Origin of the sequence: Luteolibacter sp. (genome assembly GCF_039920825.1) — a bacterium.
Classification (GTDB): Bacteria; Verrucomicrobiota; Verrucomicrobiia; order Verrucomicrobiales; family Akkermansiaceae; genus Luteolibacter.
Map to the genome: position 1 here is coordinate 81,131 of NZ_JBDSCX010000091.1, position 16,885 is coordinate 98,015.

13 protein-coding genes are annotated in these 16,885 nt (G+C 58.6%); 4 read left to right on the top strand and 9 right to left on the bottom strand.

Annotation, left to right across the window (positions count from 1 at the left end; translation table 11 throughout):
• Positions 1-26: 26 nt before the first annotated feature.
• From ABIQ96_RS27115 to ABIQ96_RS27130, 4 genes are all read right to left on the bottom strand, one after another.
• Positions 27-5,405 carry a cadherin-like beta sandwich domain-containing protein gene (locus tag ABIQ96_RS27115; protein WP_348217804.1) on the bottom strand — a complete coding sequence of 1,793 codons (5,379 nt, stop codon included), beginning with the start codon at positions 5,403-5,405 and terminating at the stop codon, positions 27-29.
• Between the two features lie 331 nt (positions 5,406-5,736).
• Complete coding sequence (locus ABIQ96_RS27120; RefSeq protein WP_348217805.1) at positions 5,737-7,719, bottom strand: DNA gyrase/topoisomerase IV subunit A; 1,983 nt, start codon at positions 7,717-7,719, stop codon at positions 5,737-5,739.
• A 58-nt stretch (positions 7,720-7,777) separates the two neighbouring features.
• The gene (locus ABIQ96_RS27125) at positions 7,778-8,299 is read right to left on the bottom strand and encodes a hypothetical protein (RefSeq protein WP_348217806.1); all 522 of its coding nucleotides are present in this window, start codon (positions 8,297-8,299) and stop codon (positions 7,778-7,780) included.
• A 153-nt stretch (positions 8,300-8,452) separates the two neighbouring features.
• Positions 8,453-10,144 carry a DUF4407 domain-containing protein gene (locus ABIQ96_RS27130; RefSeq protein ID WP_348217807.1) on the bottom strand — a complete coding sequence of 564 codons (1,692 nt, stop codon included), beginning with the start codon at positions 10,142-10,144 and terminating at the stop codon, positions 8,453-8,455.
• Positions 10,145-10,246: 102 nt separating this feature from the next.
• On the opposite strand from ABIQ96_RS27130, the gene ABIQ96_RS27135 reads away from it, so the two are divergent.
• The 4 genes from ABIQ96_RS27135 (at position 10,247) to ABIQ96_RS27150 (ending at position 13,307) form a co-directional block, all read left to right on the top strand.
• Complete coding sequence (locus ABIQ96_RS27135) at positions 10,247-10,534, top strand: ribbon-helix-helix protein, CopG family (RefSeq protein WP_348217808.1); 288 nt, start codon at positions 10,247-10,249, stop codon at positions 10,532-10,534.
• On the top strand, positions 10,531-10,908 hold the full coding sequence (locus tag ABIQ96_RS27140; protein WP_348217809.1) for a type II toxin-antitoxin system VapC family toxin: 378 nt from the start codon (positions 10,531-10,533) through the stop codon (positions 10,906-10,908). The genes ABIQ96_RS27135 and ABIQ96_RS27140 overlap by 4 nt, the downstream gene beginning before the upstream one ends.
• Before the next feature lie 37 nt (positions 10,909-10,945).
• Positions 10,946-12,223 (top strand): dGTP triphosphohydrolase, encoded by a 1,278-nt coding sequence (dgt, locus tag ABIQ96_RS27145; RefSeq protein ID WP_348217810.1) that lies wholly within the window; start codon positions 10,946-10,948, stop codon positions 12,221-12,223.
• A 142-nt stretch (positions 12,224-12,365) separates the two neighbouring features.
• Entirely contained in the window at positions 12,366-13,307 is a 942-nt protein-coding gene (locus ABIQ96_RS27150; RefSeq protein WP_348217811.1) for an ankyrin repeat domain-containing protein, read from the top strand.
• Here ABIQ96_RS27150 and hpt read toward each other — a convergent pair.
• The 5 genes from hpt to pyrF form a co-directional block, all read right to left on the bottom strand.
• Positions 13,271-13,807 carry a hypoxanthine phosphoribosyltransferase gene (gene hpt, locus ABIQ96_RS27155; protein ID WP_348217812.1) on the bottom strand — a complete coding sequence of 179 codons (537 nt, stop codon included), beginning with the start codon at positions 13,805-13,807 and terminating at the stop codon, positions 13,271-13,273. The two genes, ABIQ96_RS27150 and hpt, sit on opposite strands and share 37 nt — an antisense overlap.
• A gap of 53 nt (positions 13,808-13,860) precedes the next feature.
• Positions 13,861-14,184 (bottom strand): hypothetical protein, encoded by a 324-nt coding sequence (locus ABIQ96_RS27160; RefSeq protein WP_348217813.1) that lies wholly within the window; start codon positions 14,182-14,184, stop codon positions 13,861-13,863.
• A 91-nt stretch (positions 14,185-14,275) separates the two neighbouring features.
• Entirely contained in the window at positions 14,276-14,908 is a 633-nt protein-coding gene (gene msrA / locus ABIQ96_RS27165; RefSeq protein ID WP_348217814.1) for a peptide-methionine (S)-S-oxide reductase MsrA, read from the bottom strand.
• A gap of 45 nt (positions 14,909-14,953) precedes the next feature.
• Entirely contained in the window at positions 14,954-15,877 is a 924-nt protein-coding gene (locus ABIQ96_RS27170; RefSeq protein ID WP_348217815.1) for an MBL fold metallo-hydrolase, read from the bottom strand.
• A gap of 51 nt (positions 15,878-15,928) precedes the next feature.
• Positions 15,929-16,705: an orotidine-5'-phosphate decarboxylase gene (gene pyrF, locus ABIQ96_RS27175; RefSeq protein ID WP_348217816.1), complete on the bottom strand. Its 777-nt coding sequence runs from the start codon at positions 16,703-16,705 to the stop codon at positions 15,929-15,931.
• Between the last annotated feature and the right edge of the window lie 180 nt (positions 16,706-16,885).

A 16,885-nucleotide genomic window follows, 5' to 3' on the forward strand; every position in this document is an offset into this window, starting at 1 on the left:
CGCGATTCACCTATTCTGGTTGGAAATCAGGGCTTCGACACTCGAAGCCGTCCGAACAGATTGGCGTATTCACCTTTGGGAACGGTGACAGTGACCGGTTGGCATCCGTTGGCGTCTGTCGCGCCGAGCAAAACACCGGATACGGATGAGATGTCCACTTCCGACCAGTGGATCATGTCCGCGCTGTATTGGAAAACCTGGTTCGTGTCGTTTCCTGATGCCGTCAGCCGGTGAAAACGGAAAACAAAGTGATCTCCCTCGATCGTCATCCGCGGGAGAATTTCCGTGGATGGTGAGTTCGGATCGCCGTGAAGCACGTATTCCATGAGGTTGGGAATCCCGTCGTGATCCGGGTCGGAAGAGCCGGTCGTTTCGGGGAGGCTGGCGGAGGCAAAAGCCGGCCCGATGGTTACAGGATCGGGTTCGGCAACCACCAGAAGACTATGGAATGCAGCGCCGCCGTTCAGCGCCTTTTTGCCACCAAGCACTCCCGCATTCGAGACTGCCACAGGCACCGAGCTGTTCACCGTGGTGTCGTTGCCGAGTTGGCCGTAAGCATTGAAGCCCCAAGTGACCACGGTTCCGTCCGAGCAGGCGGCGACCGTATGGGCGAAGCCGGAGGAAACATGCACGACGGACTTGCCCGCCAAGACACCGCTCGTGCTGACCGCCACCGGAAGACTTCCGACTGCCGTACCCGCACCGAGCTGGCCGAGATCATTCAGTCCCCATGTCACGACCTTGCCGTCCGAACAAAGTGCGACCACTGTCGAGTGCCCCCCTTGCGAGAGAGCGGTCACCGTTTTCCCCACCAGCGCACCTGTGCGTTTCACGGCGGCTGGCACTTTGACCGGAGATTCGAAAGTATCCAACAGATTCCCCACATTGGGTCCCCAGCCGACCATCGTTCCATCCGAACATAGGGCCATGCTGTATTCATAGCCGCTACAAACGCCCACCACGGATTTTCCAGCCAGGACTCCTGTATTGGAAACCAGCACCGGCAAGTTGCTGTCGGTGGTGGTGCCATTGCCGAGCTGGCCGTAAGTATTTTTACCCCAGCTGACGACCCGGCCGTCGGAGCACAACGCCAGGGCATGGGTGCCGCCCACGGATACCGCCACGACGGATCTGCCGGCGAGAACTCCGGTATGCGTTACCGCCACGGGCACGAATGCATTGATATTGGTCCCGTTGCCGAGCTGGCCGAAACCACCATAGCCCCAGGCAGCCACGGTGCCATCCGAGCACAATGCCAGATTGCTCCCGTTCGAGGAAGTGATCGATACCACGGTTTTTCCGGAAAGAGCTCCATCATTTTTCACCGCCACCGGCACACGGCTTACGGTTACGCTGTCGCCTCCCAACTGACCAGATTGACCCGATCCCCATGACACCACTGTTCCATCAGAGCACAGGGCGAGGCTGTGGGAGGCTCCCCCGGAGACCGCCATTACGGTCTTCCCTGACAGGGCTCCCGTACCGACCACCGCGACCGGCACCGGGCTGTTCGTCGTGGAGTCATTTCCGAGTTGGCCGCTCGCATCAGACCCCCACGCGGCGACACTCCGGTTCGCCCATTCGAGGACAAGGTCATTTCCCGTGCCGCCGTAGTAGTTCGCCACGAAATGATAGGCCTTGCCGTTGTACGACAGATCCACCGCCTGACCTTGGGCCAGATTGGTGAACTGACCGGTGATGAAACCAATCCCCACGTTGTTGATCACCGTTAGATTTGTTCCAACAGGAGGGGAGAAGCCGAGCGCGAGATCGGCACTCCAGCCGGTGGCGTTATAGCCTGTGGACGTCACGGGAACGACCGGGGAAGAAGTGAATACCGCCGCGACACCGGTGGGCATCGCGATCACATAGGTGGTCGTCGCGGCGCTTTCCGCCGTCACCACCACCTCAATGCTGCCACCCGGCGATACCGGAATCGGACCGCTCGGGGATCCCGACGCCACGGACACCCCGTTCACCTTCACGGCGGCCGACGCGTCGCGCGTTACCGGTGTCACGGTGAATGAGGAACGTGCCGCCACGACGGCGGTATAGCCGAGCGCCTCGGGTGAGAAAACCGGTGACAGCGTCCCCGGACTCAACGTCAGCCCCGATAAGCCGGAGCTGGGGGATTCCGTGGCGATGGCCACGCTGTGCGAATTCCCTGCAGACATCGCCACCACGTTTTTATCTGACAGAAAGCCGGTGCGATCCACGGCCACGGGAGTCTTCCGGCTGATCGTGCTGCCGTCCCCGAGCTGGCCGGAACTGTTGAGGCCCCACGCGACCACGGTTCCATCGGTGCAGGATGCCAGGCTATGGCTGTTTCCCGTGGAAATCCGCGAGATGGATTTATCGGAAAAGATTACCGTCTTGGTCACCGCCACCGGGATATTGCTGTTGGAGCTGCCGCCGTTTCCAAGCTGTCCGGAGCCGTTGGATCCCCAGGCCGCCAGGGTTCCGTCGGAGCACAGGCAAAGGCTCTGGGAACCGCCGGCATCTACGAACACAATCTTCCTGCCGGACAAGATCCCGGTCTGATCCACAGGCACCGGTATCCTGCTATCAGTTTGAGTCCCGTCACCCAGTTGGCCGGAGTAATTCCATCCCCATGTTGCCAGGGTTCCATCCGAACAGAGGACCAGATTGTGATACAGCCCTGAGGAAACGGCGGTGACGATCCTGCCGGACAGGATTCCTTTTTGATCGATCGATGACGGGACCATCCTGTCCTCGCCCGAGTTACCGCCCGTTTGCCCATACTGGTTGTTTCCCCACGTCATCACCGTGCCGTCGGAGCACAATGCCACGCTGAAGTCGTATCCTGCGGAGATCGCCACCACCCGCTTTCCGGCCAAGGCGCCGGTCTGATCGACCGCGACGGGCAAATGACTGTCACTGACATCGCCATTGCCGAGCCGCCCGTTGCCACCCGCGCCCCAGGCAGCCAGGGTTCCGTCGGAACACAGTGCCAGGCTGTGTCCGGAGCCAGCCGCGATCGCGACAACCTGTTTACCTGCCAGGACACCGCTGCGATCCACCTCCACAGCGAGCGGCTGGCTCGTGCTTCCTCCATCGCCAAGCTGCCCCGATGAATTGCCCCCCCAAGCGGCCAGTGTCCCGTCCGAACAGAGCGCGAGGTTGTGGGATGATCCGGCAACCACCGTTAGAACCACCTTGCCTGCCAGGATTCCCGTATCCGTCACGGCCTGGGGCAACTTGTTCAGGGTCTTGTTTCCATTCCCCAACTCGCCGGACGAATTGATTCCCCATGAGACCACTCTCCGGCGGTACCACTCCAGCACCAGGTCATTGCCCGTTCCGCCGTGATAGTTCACCACGAACTTATAGATGAGTCCCTGATAGCCGAGGCTGACCACCTGGCCCTGGGCCAGATTGGAAAACTCCCCGGTGATGAAATTCAGTCCCGTGTTATCGACCATCGTCAGGCTAGTTCCGTTAGGCGGCGCAAAAGTTAGAGAGATATCCGCATTCAGTCCGGTGGCATCATAAGCCCGGGCGCTGACGGCAGTGTCGGCGGCTCTTTGGAAAGCCATACTCACGTCTCGGGGACGCAGAACCGTGATCGAATAAGTGGTGAAAGTGCCATCCTCGGCAGTGACCTTCACCGCAATGAGGGTTTCGCCCTCTGCCAAGGAGATCGGCAGGCTCGCGGATCCGGATTTCACCTCGGACCCGTTCACGAAAATTCTCTCGGGCGGGCGGCGAGCCACCGGGGCCAACGACACTGCGGAAGTTCCCTTCGGTACACTGGCGACGTAATCCGTGATTCCGGGCGAAAACGAATAATCCACGGCAGGAACGTCAAGCCCCAGGGAGGCCAGCGAAGAATCGTCGGAAAGCGGTGCAGCCGCCAGCGCCAAGCTATGCCCGCCTCCCGCCGCCAGGTGAACTACCTTTTTACCCGATAGATCTCCCATCGATCCCATCGCCACCGGAACAAAACTCGTGTCCAGGGTGCCGTTGCCAAACTGGCCGCGGCCGTTGTATCCCCAGGCAGCCAGCGTGCCGTCGGAACAAACCGCGAGGCTGTGGAAACTTCCCGCTGCCACCGCCACCACCTTCTTGCCAGAGAGCGCTCCCGCAGTGTTCACCTCCACCGGCACCCAACTATCCAACGTGCTGTCGATGCCAAGTTGGCCGGTGTAGTTGGATCCCCAACCCGCCACCTTGCCGTCGCTCAGCAGGACCAGATTGTGCCCACTCCCCGCAGCCAGAGCCATGATCTTTCTGCCTGCCAGGACGCCTTCATTGGGAACCTGCAACGGCTCGTCGCTGAAATCAAAGCCGGCGCCAATTCCAAGCTGACCGCTTGAGTTGTCGCCCCACGCCACCAGGGTGTTGTCGGAGCACAGCGCGATGCTGTGCGATTTCCCGGCGGCCACTGCGACCGCCGTCTTGCCGGCCAGCGCGCCCGTGCGAAGCACCGCCCTAGGTCTGATAGAGAGGGAGGTCTGCCCGTCGACTATGGTATCAGGGTAGTAATTACCCCATTCGACGATTTTTCCATCGGAACGAATCGCGAGGCTGTGGGCAGCTCCTGCCGCGATCGCGGTGATCGTTCTGCCATAGAGCGGTCCCGAAATGTACAGGGCCACCGGGACATTGCGATCGGTGTAGGTGGTGTCGCCCAGTTGCCCCCCTTGATTGCGTCCCCAGCAGACAACCGTACCGTCCAAACACAGCGCAAGGCTGTGGGCTGCCCCCGCCGCCACGTCGATCACCGTTTTCCCGGCGAGCACACCCGCAGTATCGACCACCACCGGCACAGAACTGGAGGTGTTGGTGCCATCGCCGAGCTGGCCGTAGGTATTGTCCCCCCAGGCCACCACCGATCCATCCGCCAGCAGGGCGACGCTGTGGGATTCTCCCGCCGCAATCCGGGAAACCGTCTTGCCGGAGAGGCTTGCCTTGTCGGGGGTCCAGGCTTCCTCGCTCCACGAATTCCGGTCACCGGTCAATTGCCCGCTGTCATTGGATCCCCAAGAATAAATATTCTGGTAGGCCCAATCGAGCACCAGATCGTTGCCATTCCCCCCGCGATAGTTCGCCACGAATTTGTAGGTGATTCCCCCGAATTCCAGCCTCACCCGCTGGCCCTGTTTCAAATTGGTGAATTCTCCGGTGATGGGCCCCGCATTCACCACCCTTACCACCGTCAGATGGGTCCCGACCTCCGGCGCGAAACCGAGCGAAAGCTTCAGCCGGTTCCCCTCCGCCACGTAACGGCCGGCCTTGACCGGGATCGACGAAGCCGAGGTAAAATCCGCAGGCACCACCGCACCCGGAGCGGAGCCGACCGTCGCCAGCAGGCAGGTCAGCAGGAAAAAAATCGCGGCAAAGGGCCTGCAAAAGCGGCCAAAGGCACTCCAGGACGGTTCCAAGGAGGCGGGAGACGCTGAAGGAATTCTATCAGAGATCATGTGACACCCCACCTACCACTGCCTCCGGGCATGCGCAACTCCGATTCCGGATCTAGCGATTTCTGCCTAATGGAGGGGATTTTTCGAAAATCGGAGCCGTCGGAGGCGGGTGGCCATGAAGATGGATCCTCGCGCCGGGACGCTGAGATTTCAAAGAATTCATCATTTCTCAGCAGCCCTCAAGGATCCTGAAAGGATCCGAGGCGAAAGCCCTAGCAGCCTGTTGAAAATGGCGAAACCCTGAACGGCTGGCCTCAAGGCAATTGATTCCGTGCGGTCGGGCATCAAGGGATCACGCGCCGAGATTCGGATCATAGTCCTTCGGCGCGCGGATGATTTTCTCGATGCCGTGTTTGGTGACCAGATTGCCGGCGCTGGAGCGGCTTTTGATACCGAACTCGGCGAAGTGGAGCGGGCGGATGAGGTTGCGCATGCGCAGGCCGGACTTGAGATGGACTAACAACATCTGCGCGGCGCTTTCCTCGTTGGTCTTGTGGAAGGCGAAATAGAGGATGCGGCTGTTGGGCGTGCCTTTGGTGAGGTCGTATTCCTTGTCGCGGGTGATGCCGCCGACGGTGAAGCGCTTGGCAAGGATGGGACCGTCTCGGCCGTCCCGATAGATCATCGAGTAGATGAGATCCTCGTCCTTGCGGAAGATGGCGACGCGCAGCGGTTTCTGGCCGACGAAGACTTTTTCCGCGACCTTCATGACGCGCATCTTGCCGTCCTGGGTGAAGGCGATGATGTCGTCGATGGTGGAGCATCTTTCCACCGGTTCGCCGTCTTTCTTGAGGCCATAGCCAGCGAAGCCGTTCTTGGCATCCAGATAGAGTGTCTCGGTGGCGGCGACCACCTGCATTCTATCAACGCGGTCGAACGAGGCGATCTCGGTGCGGCGCTCGCGCTCCTTGCCGTATTTTTTGGCGAGGTCCTCATACCACTTGATGGTGAACTTGGTAAGGTTGCGGAGGTGCTTGTCGGTCTCGTCGATGAGTTTTTCGAGTCCTTTGATTTCCTCGTCGGCCTTGAAAGAGTCGAACTTGGAAATGCGCTTGATCTTGATTTCCGTTAGCCGGACGAGATCGTCTTCTGTGACGTCGCGCTTGAGGAGTTTCTTGAACGGCTTGAGGCCGGCGTCGATGGCCTTGAGGACGGCTTCCCAAGTTTCGCATTCTTCGATGTCGCGGTAGATGCGGTTCTCGATGAAGATTTTTTCGAGCGAGCTGAAATGCCATTTCTCGGCGAGCTCTGCGAGTTTGATTTCCAGCTCCATCTTGAGCAAATCACGCGTGTGGTGCGTGACGCGGCGGAGGATTTCCGAAACACCCATGAACACCGGCTTGCCGTCGTAGATGACGCAGGCGTTAGGAGAAATGGTGAGTTCGCTGTCGGTGAAGGCATAGAGCGCGTCGCGGGTTTGTTCCGCATCGGCTCCGGCGGGCAGATAGACCAGGATGTCGGCGTGGGCGGCGGTGTTGTCTTCGATTTTCTGGATCTTGATCTTGCCCTTGTCGGAGGCGGCGACAATGGACTCCATCAACGCGCCGGTGGTGGTGCCGAAGGGAATTTCGGTGATGCGGAGGAAACCTTTTTTCTCGGTGGAAATGCGGGCGCGGACCCTAACTTTTCCGCCGCGCAGGCCGTCGCGGTAGTCGGAGGCATCCATGATGCCACCGGTCGGAAAATCCGGGATCAGGGTGAACGGTTGGTCCCGCAGAACGGCGATGGAGGCTTCGATGAGTTCGTGAAAATTGTGAGGCAACACCTTGCAAGCGAGGCCGACGGCGATGCCCTCGACGCCCTGGGCTAACAGCAATGGGAATTTCACCGGGAGGGTGTCCGGCTCTTTTCTCCGGCCGTCGTAGCTGGGGAGCCAATCGGTGGTTTTCGGGTTGAAGACGACTTCGTTGGCGAATTTCGTGAGGCGGGCTTCGATGTAACGGGGAGCGGCCGCGCCGTCGCCGGTGAGGGTGTTGCCCCAGTTTCCCTGGGTGTCGATGAGCAGGTCCTTTTGCCCGAGTCCGACGATGGCGGCACCGATGGATTGGTCGCCGTGCGGGTGGTAGTTCATTGTGTTTCCGACGATCCCCGCGACCTTGTTGTAGCGGCCGTCGTCGAGTTCATCCATGGCGTGGAGGATCCGGCGCTGGACCGGCTTGAGGCCGTCGAAAAGGTGGGGAACCGCCCGCTCGAGGATGACGTAGCTGGCGTAATCGAGGAAATAGTCGGAATACATCGCTCCCAGCGAGGCATGTTGGTCCGGATCGTGCGTCATGTGGGGCGGATGGTTAAAGAACCCGGAGCATCCGCGCAAGCCTCAGGTGACGGGAAGCTTATTCCTTCGGGAAAATCCGCGATTTCGGGCGGCTCAAAAACCATGCCATCGCCGCGATCCAGCCGATCAAGGCTCCGCCGTAGCTTGCCAAATGGATGGCGGCGACGCGGTTGAAGGCGACTTGGTCGATGACGCGGATGGATTCGAGTGATTCCCGCCAACCGGAGCGATCTGCCAGCAAGGACGGGCCGGTGAAATAGGCGGCGACTCCCAAAAGAACGACGAAACCCACGATGGACGCCATCGTCCGCATAACCGATTTCGCGGGGAATTGAAATTTCCGCAGAGCAACACGGGCGAGAAACCAGGCGGCGATCAGGCCGACCCACCACGTCGCGAGAAATCCGATTTCCGCGACGAAAACCCGGCGCGGAAATCCGAAGTCCCAGGCATGAAACTGGTCGAATTTCATCCGGGTGAAATACTCGGGGGAAATCGTGTAGGTGATCTGATCGTGGATGATGCCGAAGGTTCCGGCGATCAGGGTTCCCGCGAGGGCGAGCCATGCAGCCTTGCGCAAATCAGCGGCGTCGGCAGAGGGAATGAGAAATGGAAGCAGTTTCTTGATAGGTTCAGAGTGACCTCGCTGCGAGGCATGTCAAAACTGGAGCGCGGAATTTATTCCGCATGTGAACGATATAACAATTCGCGCGGAATAAATTCCGCGCTCCAACTAGGCGCCCTCCGGCGCGTGGCGGGTGGTGAAGAAGATTTCCATGCGATGGTTGAGGTCGGCGTAGAAGCGCTTCTTGATGGCTTCGAGGGCGGCGCGTTTGTCGCTTTCTGCGACACCGATGGTTTGTTCCTCGAGTTTCATTTTATCGGCGAAGGATTTTTCCATTTCCACGAGCGAGTCGAGAAACTCGCGGGCGGCGCGGGTATGCTCGACGCCATCGACCAAGGCATTTTCCAATCGCTGGTTGCGGGTGACGGCGATGAGATTGCCGCTGGAAAGTTGCTCCATGTAACGGGTGCGGCTCTGGCGGAAGGCACGGTGCTCGGTGTCGAAGGTGATTTCATCGCGGTCCACAAGCGAATCGTAGGGGCCGGCCTTGGTGAAGAATTTCACGATCAGCGGGATGGTGTCCACGAGCATGAAGAGAAGCGTTAGAACAAGGTAGGTGTAGAACGCGAATTGGCCGCCTTGATTGCCGGCTTGGAACAACGCATGAAGGGCAAGCGTCTGGGTGAGAATGTCGCGGCGGGGCTCGGCACGCAGTTTGTCGAGGCGGTCGGATTCCTCCTTGGCAACGGCGGCGAGCTCGCCTTGGACGCGGTTGAGTTCGGCGAGACGGGTGTCGATCTGTTGTTTGATCGTATCGCGCAGGGCGTTCTGTTGGGTGACGAATTGGCCGGCCTGGTCGCTTTCGACCTTTTGTTTGAGACCGGCGACGCGCTCGGCCTCAGTTTTGTTAGATGCAGCGATTTCAGCGAGCTTCGTTTCAAATTGGGAGATGGCCGCCGCTTCTGCTTGGCGCGATTGGGTTTGGAGGGTGGCCTTCTCGGCGGTGAGGTGTTCGAGGAGTGCGCCGAGGCGTTTGGATTCCTCGCGGCGTGGTTCAAGTTGGTCGGAACGGATCGACTTGGCCCGAGGCCCCTCGCCGCGCATGCCGGAGCGTTGGCCGTTGAGCTCGCGTTCAAATTCCGCCTGCCAGAAACCGAGCTCGGTCTGGAGCTTGGCGTATTGCGGAGAAAATTCGTCGGATTGTTTTTCGATGACCGTGAGACGCTCGCGGAATGGCGCGGTGCCCTCTTCGATAGCGGCCTTAAGCTCTTTCTGCTGCTCGGCGGTTAGGCCGGGGATGGCGGACTTCGCTTCCTCGGTTTCCTGAAGGATGAAGCGGGCTTGGAAGGACTCGTTCCATTTGGTCCGTTGCTCGGCGAGGGCGGTTTCCAAAACGGTGACCTGTCCGCGGACTTTTTCCTTCTCCGACTCGAAGCCGGTGCGGACGACTTCGATTTCCGCCGCCCTGTCCTTTTCAATCACCGACGAAATCGTGTCGCGGAAGAGCAGCAGGACCAGCGGATGCGCGATGGTGATGCCCATCAGGACGGCGACGACGAGACGCAGGCAGAATTGTGAAAACTTCCGGAAGATCGAGGCATAGGCCCGATAGCTGGCGAGCAGCGCGCGGTCGATGGTGAGAATGATGAAGGCCCAGACCGTCGCGACTGGATAGATGACGCGGGTATTGTCGGTGAGGGTCGAGAGCGCGTAGGCGCAGGCGATGAAGGCGAAGGCACACGGGACCAGCACGGTGGCTCCGAAAGCGACATATTTCCGCTGCTCCCATGCCGGGCATTTTTCGAGGGTCTCAGTGCCGGCCCCGGAGAGCCAGAAAAACGCGCGTTTGATGGTGTGCATGAAGTTTGAGAGTTAGCCGGACACTACTTGCGGGGGACGGGCGTTTTTTCAAGTAGGGTTTGCAACTTGACTTGAGCGCGAGGATGCACCACTTATTACCACATGAGTTATGTCAGCACTTTGGTAAGGACCAGCGTGTCGCTGGACACCGGCACTTTGGGGCTTTTGGATGACTTGGCGAAGCGCTGGTCCGTCTCGAAGGCGGAGGTCATGCGCCGTGCCATCCGCAGAATCAATGAGGATGCGGAAGCCGAAGACAAGCGCCCCAGCCCGCTTCAAGCATTGGAATGGCTGCAAAACGGAGCCGGGCTGACGATGCGTGAGGGCGACGATTTCAAGGCCGCCATCGAGGCCGAACGCGCCGCGAAACGCTACTGGTGGGAATCATGATTCACTTGGACACGAATTTTCTCGTGGATCTGGTAACCGTCGGATCGGCCGGTGGCGCGAAGATTTCCGCATGGCTGAAGGCCGGGAAATCGGTGGCAGCAAGCTCGGTGGCGTGGTCGGAATTTTGCAACGGTCCCCTCTCCAAGGCGCAAAAGGACGCGGCGTTCGCGGTGCTGGATCGGAAGGTGCTCGATTTCACCCGCGTGGAAGCCGAGGAGGCTGCGCGGCTTTTCAACCTGAGCGGTCGACGGCGTGGATCGCATGCCGATTGCATGATCGCCGCCGCGGCCATCGTTTCCGGCATGCCGCTGGCGACGTTCAATGCGGGGGACTTCGAACGACTCGTCCCATTCGGGCTGGTGCTCGAAGGTTGAGATTGCCGGATGCCCGCGGGTCTCTAGTCTCCGGCAAATGTTGAACCGCTTTTACGGGGCTTTTGACACGGAGCGGCGCTCGGGTGCCTGCGACGGTGACTATCGGACGCCATTCCAGATCGACCGCGATCGTGTGCTTCATACTCCGACGTTCCGACGCCTGCAAAACAAGACGCAGGTTTTTTGGAGCGGCGAGTATGATTTCTACCGGACCCGCCTAACACATTCATTGGAAGTCGCGCAGATCGGCAAGTCGATTTCCTACTGGCTGAAGAGCATGCCGGACGGCCCGCTCGGTGATGATTTTTTCATCGATCCGGATTTGGTCGAAGCCATCTGCCTTTCGCACGATCTCGGGCATCCACCGTTCGGCCATGCGGGCGAAAGAACCCTGAACCACCTGATGCGCGACCACGGTGGATTCGAAGGAAACGCCCAGACGCTGCGCTTGCTAACAGAACGCATTTTCTCCGCGAAGCGCAGCGGCATGGACCCGACCCGAGCCTTCCTCGACGGCGTGTTGAAATACAAATCCCTGTGGACCGAACTCGGCAACCAACCGGAACATCATTTCATTTACGACAATCAACACACCTATCTCGACTGGGCGATGGGCGGAAACGATTTCCCGCTGGAACTCACACCGGGCAAGGTGCGCGACAAGTTCAAGTCGATCGAGTGCCAGGTGATGGATTGGGCGGATGACACCGCCTACTCGCTCAACGATTTATCAGACAGCGTGCGCGCGGGGTTTCTCAACATCGAAAAAATCGAGGCATGGGCGGAGAAACATGGCGAACCCACCGGCGATGAAACACCTCTCGGCGATCTGATGCGGGCGATCCGGCGGAAACGCGTGGATCCCTTCGTTGGGAAACGCATCGGAAAATACATCCAGTCCACTCGATTGGAAACCGACGTCAATTTCCTCAGCGGCTCGACGAACCGTTATCGTTACCGCCTCGCCATCGACGAATCGGTGAAAGCGGAATCAAAACTCTTCAAGCGCCTGGCCTTCGAAGTCGTCTTCCTCTCGCCGCAGTTGAAACAGCTCGAGCACAAGGGCAGCCGGATGCTGCGGCAGTTATGGGAAGTCCTCGGCGAACGCTACATCGCGCAGGGAAAAATCGACGGTCAGGATTTCCAACTCCTGCCCGCCGATACCGCAGCGGAAATCGCGGCGGCACCGGATGAAGCAACAAGAGCCAGACTGGTTTGCGATTTTCTATCAGGCATGACCGACGGCTATGCAGCGCGGACTTACAAACGTTTGTTTTCGCCGGACTTCGGGTCGATCGGGGATTTGGTGGGTTAGGATCTTTTCTCAATTAATTCCCTGAGGCGTAGCAAGCTGCCGCCGTAACCAAGGGACCCGCAACCATGCCGGAGGACGCTGACGGAATATAATTGCCCCAGATGCCTCCTTGCATCTGGCGGATTAAGGATTTGAATCTGGCATGTCAACTTTGGATGAAGCCATCGTCTCCGATGCGAGTTTACTTGAACTGGCACTCGCAGAAGGAGCCGACCCGAATTCCAAGGGTTCTTGGGGTCAAACACCTCTACATATCGCCGCCAAGATTGGTTCGGCGCAGGCCATTGACCTGCTCCTCTACCACGGTGCGCTGCCCGATGCACTTGATGAATACGGGGATAGTCCGTTATTAAGCGCTGTGGGACACAACCACGTCGAGGTTGCCCGTACGCTGCTCTCGGCAGGTGCGCGGCTGAGTTACAGTCATACTCCAGATCCCGCATCGCCTGCTCAGGTCGGGCTATTCAACATCATGGAGACGGCCATTCACTCGAGGAAAGATGCGCCTCCCCCTGAGTGGTTGAAGAACCTACCAGAGGATCTTGCCGCTGATCTTACCTCCGAAAAGCACCTTGAATCCATGATCGCACATTCCAGGAAGATCCATCTTTCGGAAACCGAAAAACATGCCGTTAGTGAATGCAACAGTTTGGAGATGCTCGCAATGCTGGTTGACGAGTTCCATGCCGACCTCGATCAAGTCGATGGCTGCGGCTATTGGCCGCTCAAATCCTTCGCCGAGGCGAGCGATCTCCGCGCAGTGCAATGGCTGCTCGGGCATGGGGCAAAAGTGGACCAAACCAGCACTGGCGAAACGACACTGTTCTCCGCAATCGGCAACGACAACTTGGAAATGGTTTCTCTCCTTATAGACGCTGGCGCAAATGTGAACCAACAGGATGTCGATATGTGTGTTCCGCTTAACTGTTGCCGGAGCGTGGCGATGGCAGCGCTGCTTTTGGAGTCCGGGGCCGATCCGAGGATCCCGGACCAATGCGGTTTTCCGCCATGGCACTTCGTTGATGATCCGGAAACCCGTCGGTCAATTCAAATCGCGGCGGAAAGCTTCAGCACTCCGACGTAAGGCAGGTTCCGATACTTGCCTTTATAGTCCAAGCCGTAACCGACCACAAACTCGTCGCCGATCTCGAATCCAACGTAGTCCGCCTGGACCTCTTCGGCGCGCGCCTTGTCCTTGGCTAACAGCACAGCGGTGTGCACGGCCACGGCCCCCTCTTCGATCAACCGCTGCGAGACTGCGTGAAGCGTGCGGCCGGTATCGAGAATATCATCTAGCAGAAGAACGTGCTGGCCTTTGACTTCCGGAAAATGGCGGTCGAGGAAATCCACTTTTCCCGAACTTTCCAGTCCACCGTGATAGCTGGCGACATTGAGGCACTCGATCTCCAGCGGACGCGGCACACGCCGGAGAAGGTCGGCGGCGAATACGAGCGCGCCTTTGAGAAGAATGATTACCACCATCGGGCCTGCCGGAAAGTCGCGCTCAATTTCCAGAGCCATCGAGTCGAGTCGTTTTTCAATGACCGCCTCATCAATCAGGACTTTTTCAATATCGTCGCGCATGCCCACGGGATAAACCTTCCACCCCACGACGCCAAGCGTCAAAAAACACTCCCCTACTCACTGCGGAATTTCAAAACCCGCTCACCCTCGCGATAATAGTCGAGGCGATCCCGCGCATGGATTTCGAGAAACAAAGGATCCTCGCGCAAGGCCCGGTATTCAATCTGATGGTATTCCTTGTCAGCCTGAATACTCGCCTCCTGATCCTTGGCCAGCTTGAGCTTCGCTTCGAGTTTTTCCAACTCGCGGCGTTGGGGAAATGCGGTGGCGACGACGACAAATCCGATGGCCATGCAAAAGCAGACAAACGCCAGACGCCCCGCCCCTTGGATGACCCGGGTGCGGGCTTCCAAGCGGGTCAGTTTGACTCCTGCCATGCTGCGTTTTGCCATTGCCAGCGCTCAGGAATCCCACAAAACCCCGAATTGTCAAGCAAACTAAGGCATTCCGGAGACTTCCGTTAGACCATCACTCGTCGAGTTTCAGCTTCTTGAGCTTGGGCTCGATAACAAAGCGGCAGTAGGGATTCTTCGATCTATTCTCGTTATAGTAATTCTGATGATAGTTCTCGGCCGGGTAGAAATCGGAGGATTTGGCGATTTGCGTAACGATCGGGTCCTTGAAATCCGCTTTGGCCGCGGCTTTCGACGCCTCGGCAATCGTCTTCTGGGCATCGGTATGATAGAAAATCACCGAACGATACTGCTCTCCCACATCGTTGCCCTGACGGTTCAGCGTGGTCGGATCGTGGAGTTCCCAGAACCACGAAAGGACTTTTTCCAACGGGATTTTCTTGGGATCGAAAACGACTTGCACGACCTCGGCATGACCGGAGCCTCCGTTGCAAATGTCCTCATAACTCGGGTTCTTCAGACTGCCACCCATGTAACCGGAAGTCGCGGAAATCACGCCGTCAATCTTGCGATAAGCGGCCTCGATGCACCAGAAACAACCGGCACCCAGCGTGACAACTTCCGCACCTGCGGGGACTTCTGGCATTTTCGCGGGATGTTTGTCGGTGGCGGTCATGGCTTTTTCAGGTTCGCACGAAGCGAGTGTTGGGACGAGTGAAAGGAGGGCGAGGAAATATCGGCGCTTCATATTCGTAGGATACACGAAATGAAATTTTGTTCCCGAAAAGATTGATCACCATTCGATACCCACACCTTCTTCGGGAATGAGCACCTGATCGCTGATCCCGAGCCGATCCGCTTCCATCAGCAGGCGCTCAACCGGTTCATCGTGAGGTTCATTTCCCAACGGGAAGGTTCCATAATGCATCGGGATGAGCACCTTCGCACCAATGTCGGCGAACGCTCTAACGGCTTCTTCGGGATTCATGTGAACATCACGACCGCTCGGTGACTCGTAAGCACCGATCGGCATGAGAGCGACGTCGATATCGAAGCGCTTCCCGATGTCGGTGAAGCCGTCAAAATAGGCGCTGTCCCCGCAATGGAAGACGCTCTTGCCGCCAGCCCGCACGATGTAGCCACCGTAATCGCGGTGGGTGTCATGAATGAAGCGCGCGCCCCAATGATGCGACGGGGTGTGAATGATTTCCAGTTCGTCGAAATTCAACCGATCCCAAATCTGCATTTCGTGGATCGCTGGAAACCCAAGGCGTTTCACCAACGAACCGCTGCCGCGTGGGACCACGATGCCCTCGCGAGCCTGGAGAATTTTCAAACTCGGTTTGTGCAGATGATCGAAATGCGCGTGCGTCACCAAGACCAGATCCACCTCGGGAACCGCGTGCAAATCCAGACCTGGTTGGCGATGCCGCTTCACCGGCCCGTGCCATTTCGCCCAGTTCGGATCGACGATCACCGAGTGGCCGGCAAACTGCAGGAAAAACGAAGCATGCCCGATCCAAGTGATGCGCACCTTGTCCAAGTCCGGTGGAGCCAACACCGGCTCAAGCACATCGCCATCGGTCCGGCGAAACATTCCCGGCACGATCCGATGCCGCAGGAATTTGAGATTGCGCTTAGGCCAGCCCTTTTGCGGCAGCAAGCCGGAATACCTCGCGGGCATCGGCGTCAGGGGTAAGGGCTCTTCGTCGTGCACGATTTTTGATACTAGCGGATGAACGGCTGGCTTGCACCGAAAACCTCAACCTTATTGGTCATAAGCAGCGGAAATTTTCTCCGCCCACTCCCTCGCCCGAGCGCCGAATCCCAATTCATCGGCAGCGTAGAGAATTCCACGGGAAACATTGATCACATCCGGCGCTTTCCGTGCGGCGGCAGCGAGCGATGCGAGATCGCCGCCTTGGGCGCCGAGACCGGGAACGAGCAACGGCGCGTCGGGGATTTTTTCCAACACATCCGCCGCGTTCGTCAGGCCGACGACGTAGCCGACGTCGGTCTTGCGGCCTTCGGATTTCGCCCGCTCGCCGAGGGCGGTGACGAGTTCGAAAACGGAGCGCCCATCCGCCAGTTTCTGGCGTTGGAAGTCGGCGGAGCCGGGATTCGAGGTCACAGCTAACAGATAAATCCCCTTCCCTTCCCAATCGAGGAACGGCTCGATCGAATCATAACCGAGAAATGGATTGAGCGTCACAGCATCGACGTTCCAACCGGCGAAATAACCTTGCGCGTAGTATTTTTGCGTCTCGCCGATGTCGCTGCGTTTCGCATCCAGAATCACCGGCACGTCATCCGGCATCTTGGCGAGCAGGTCTTCCAACAGACGAATCCCCTCGATGCCCATCGCCTCGAAATACGCCATGTTCGGCTTGAATGCGGCGGCCCAGATCGCGGTTTCCTCAATCACTTGTTCCAGAAAATTCCGGGCAAACGCGGCACCACCATCGCCCGGCCGTGGATCGAGTCCCACACAAAGACGTGAACCTGTTTTCTCAATCCGCTTCTGAAGACGCTCGGCGTAGCTCATGGCCGGAGGATGAAGACGTCGGGCTCGGAGTTCAACCTCTTCGTATGTAGTTTAACCCTTTAGGGCAATGCCTTTAAGGATTCGTGAAGATGATGGTTTTCAGGAGGGGTCTTGAGCTGGCGATTTTTGTCTTGGGCCAGTCTTTGATTGGTTGTCTCAGCGTTCGCGGGCAACTTCGTG

Coding starts and splice junctions, on each gene's coding strand:
- ABIQ96_RS27120 (WP_348217805.1), bottom strand. CDS start 7,719: ATGACGCACGATCCGGACCAACATGCCTCGCTGGGAGCGATGTATTCC.
- ABIQ96_RS27150 (WP_348217811.1), top strand. CDS start 12,366: ATGTCAACTTTGGATGAAGCCATCGTCTCCGATGCGAGTTTACTTGAA.
- ABIQ96_RS27135 (WP_348217808.1), top strand. CDS start 10,247: ATGAGTTATGTCAGCACTTTGGTAAGGACCAGCGTGTCGCTGGACACC.
- msrA (WP_348217814.1), bottom strand. CDS start 14,908: ATGAAGCGCCGATATTTCCTCGCCCTCCTTTCACTCGTCCCAACACTC.
- dgt (WP_348217810.1), top strand. CDS start 10,946: ATGTTGAACCGCTTTTACGGGGCTTTTGACACGGAGCGGCGCTCGGGT.
- hpt (WP_348217812.1), bottom strand. CDS start 13,807: ATGCGCGACGATATTGAAAAAGTCCTGATTGATGAGGCGGTCATTGAA.
- ABIQ96_RS27140 (WP_348217809.1), top strand. CDS start 10,531: ATGATTCACTTGGACACGAATTTTCTCGTGGATCTGGTAACCGTCGGA.
- ABIQ96_RS27160 (WP_348217813.1), bottom strand. CDS start 14,184: ATGGCAGGAGTCAAACTGACCCGCTTGGAAGCCCGCACCCGGGTCATC.
- ABIQ96_RS27130 (WP_348217807.1), bottom strand. CDS start 10,144: ATGCACACCATCAAACGCGCGTTTTTCTGGCTCTCCGGGGCCGGCACT.
- pyrF (WP_348217816.1), bottom strand. CDS start 16,705: ATGAGCTACGCCGAGCGTCTTCAGAAGCGGATTGAGAAAACAGGTTCA.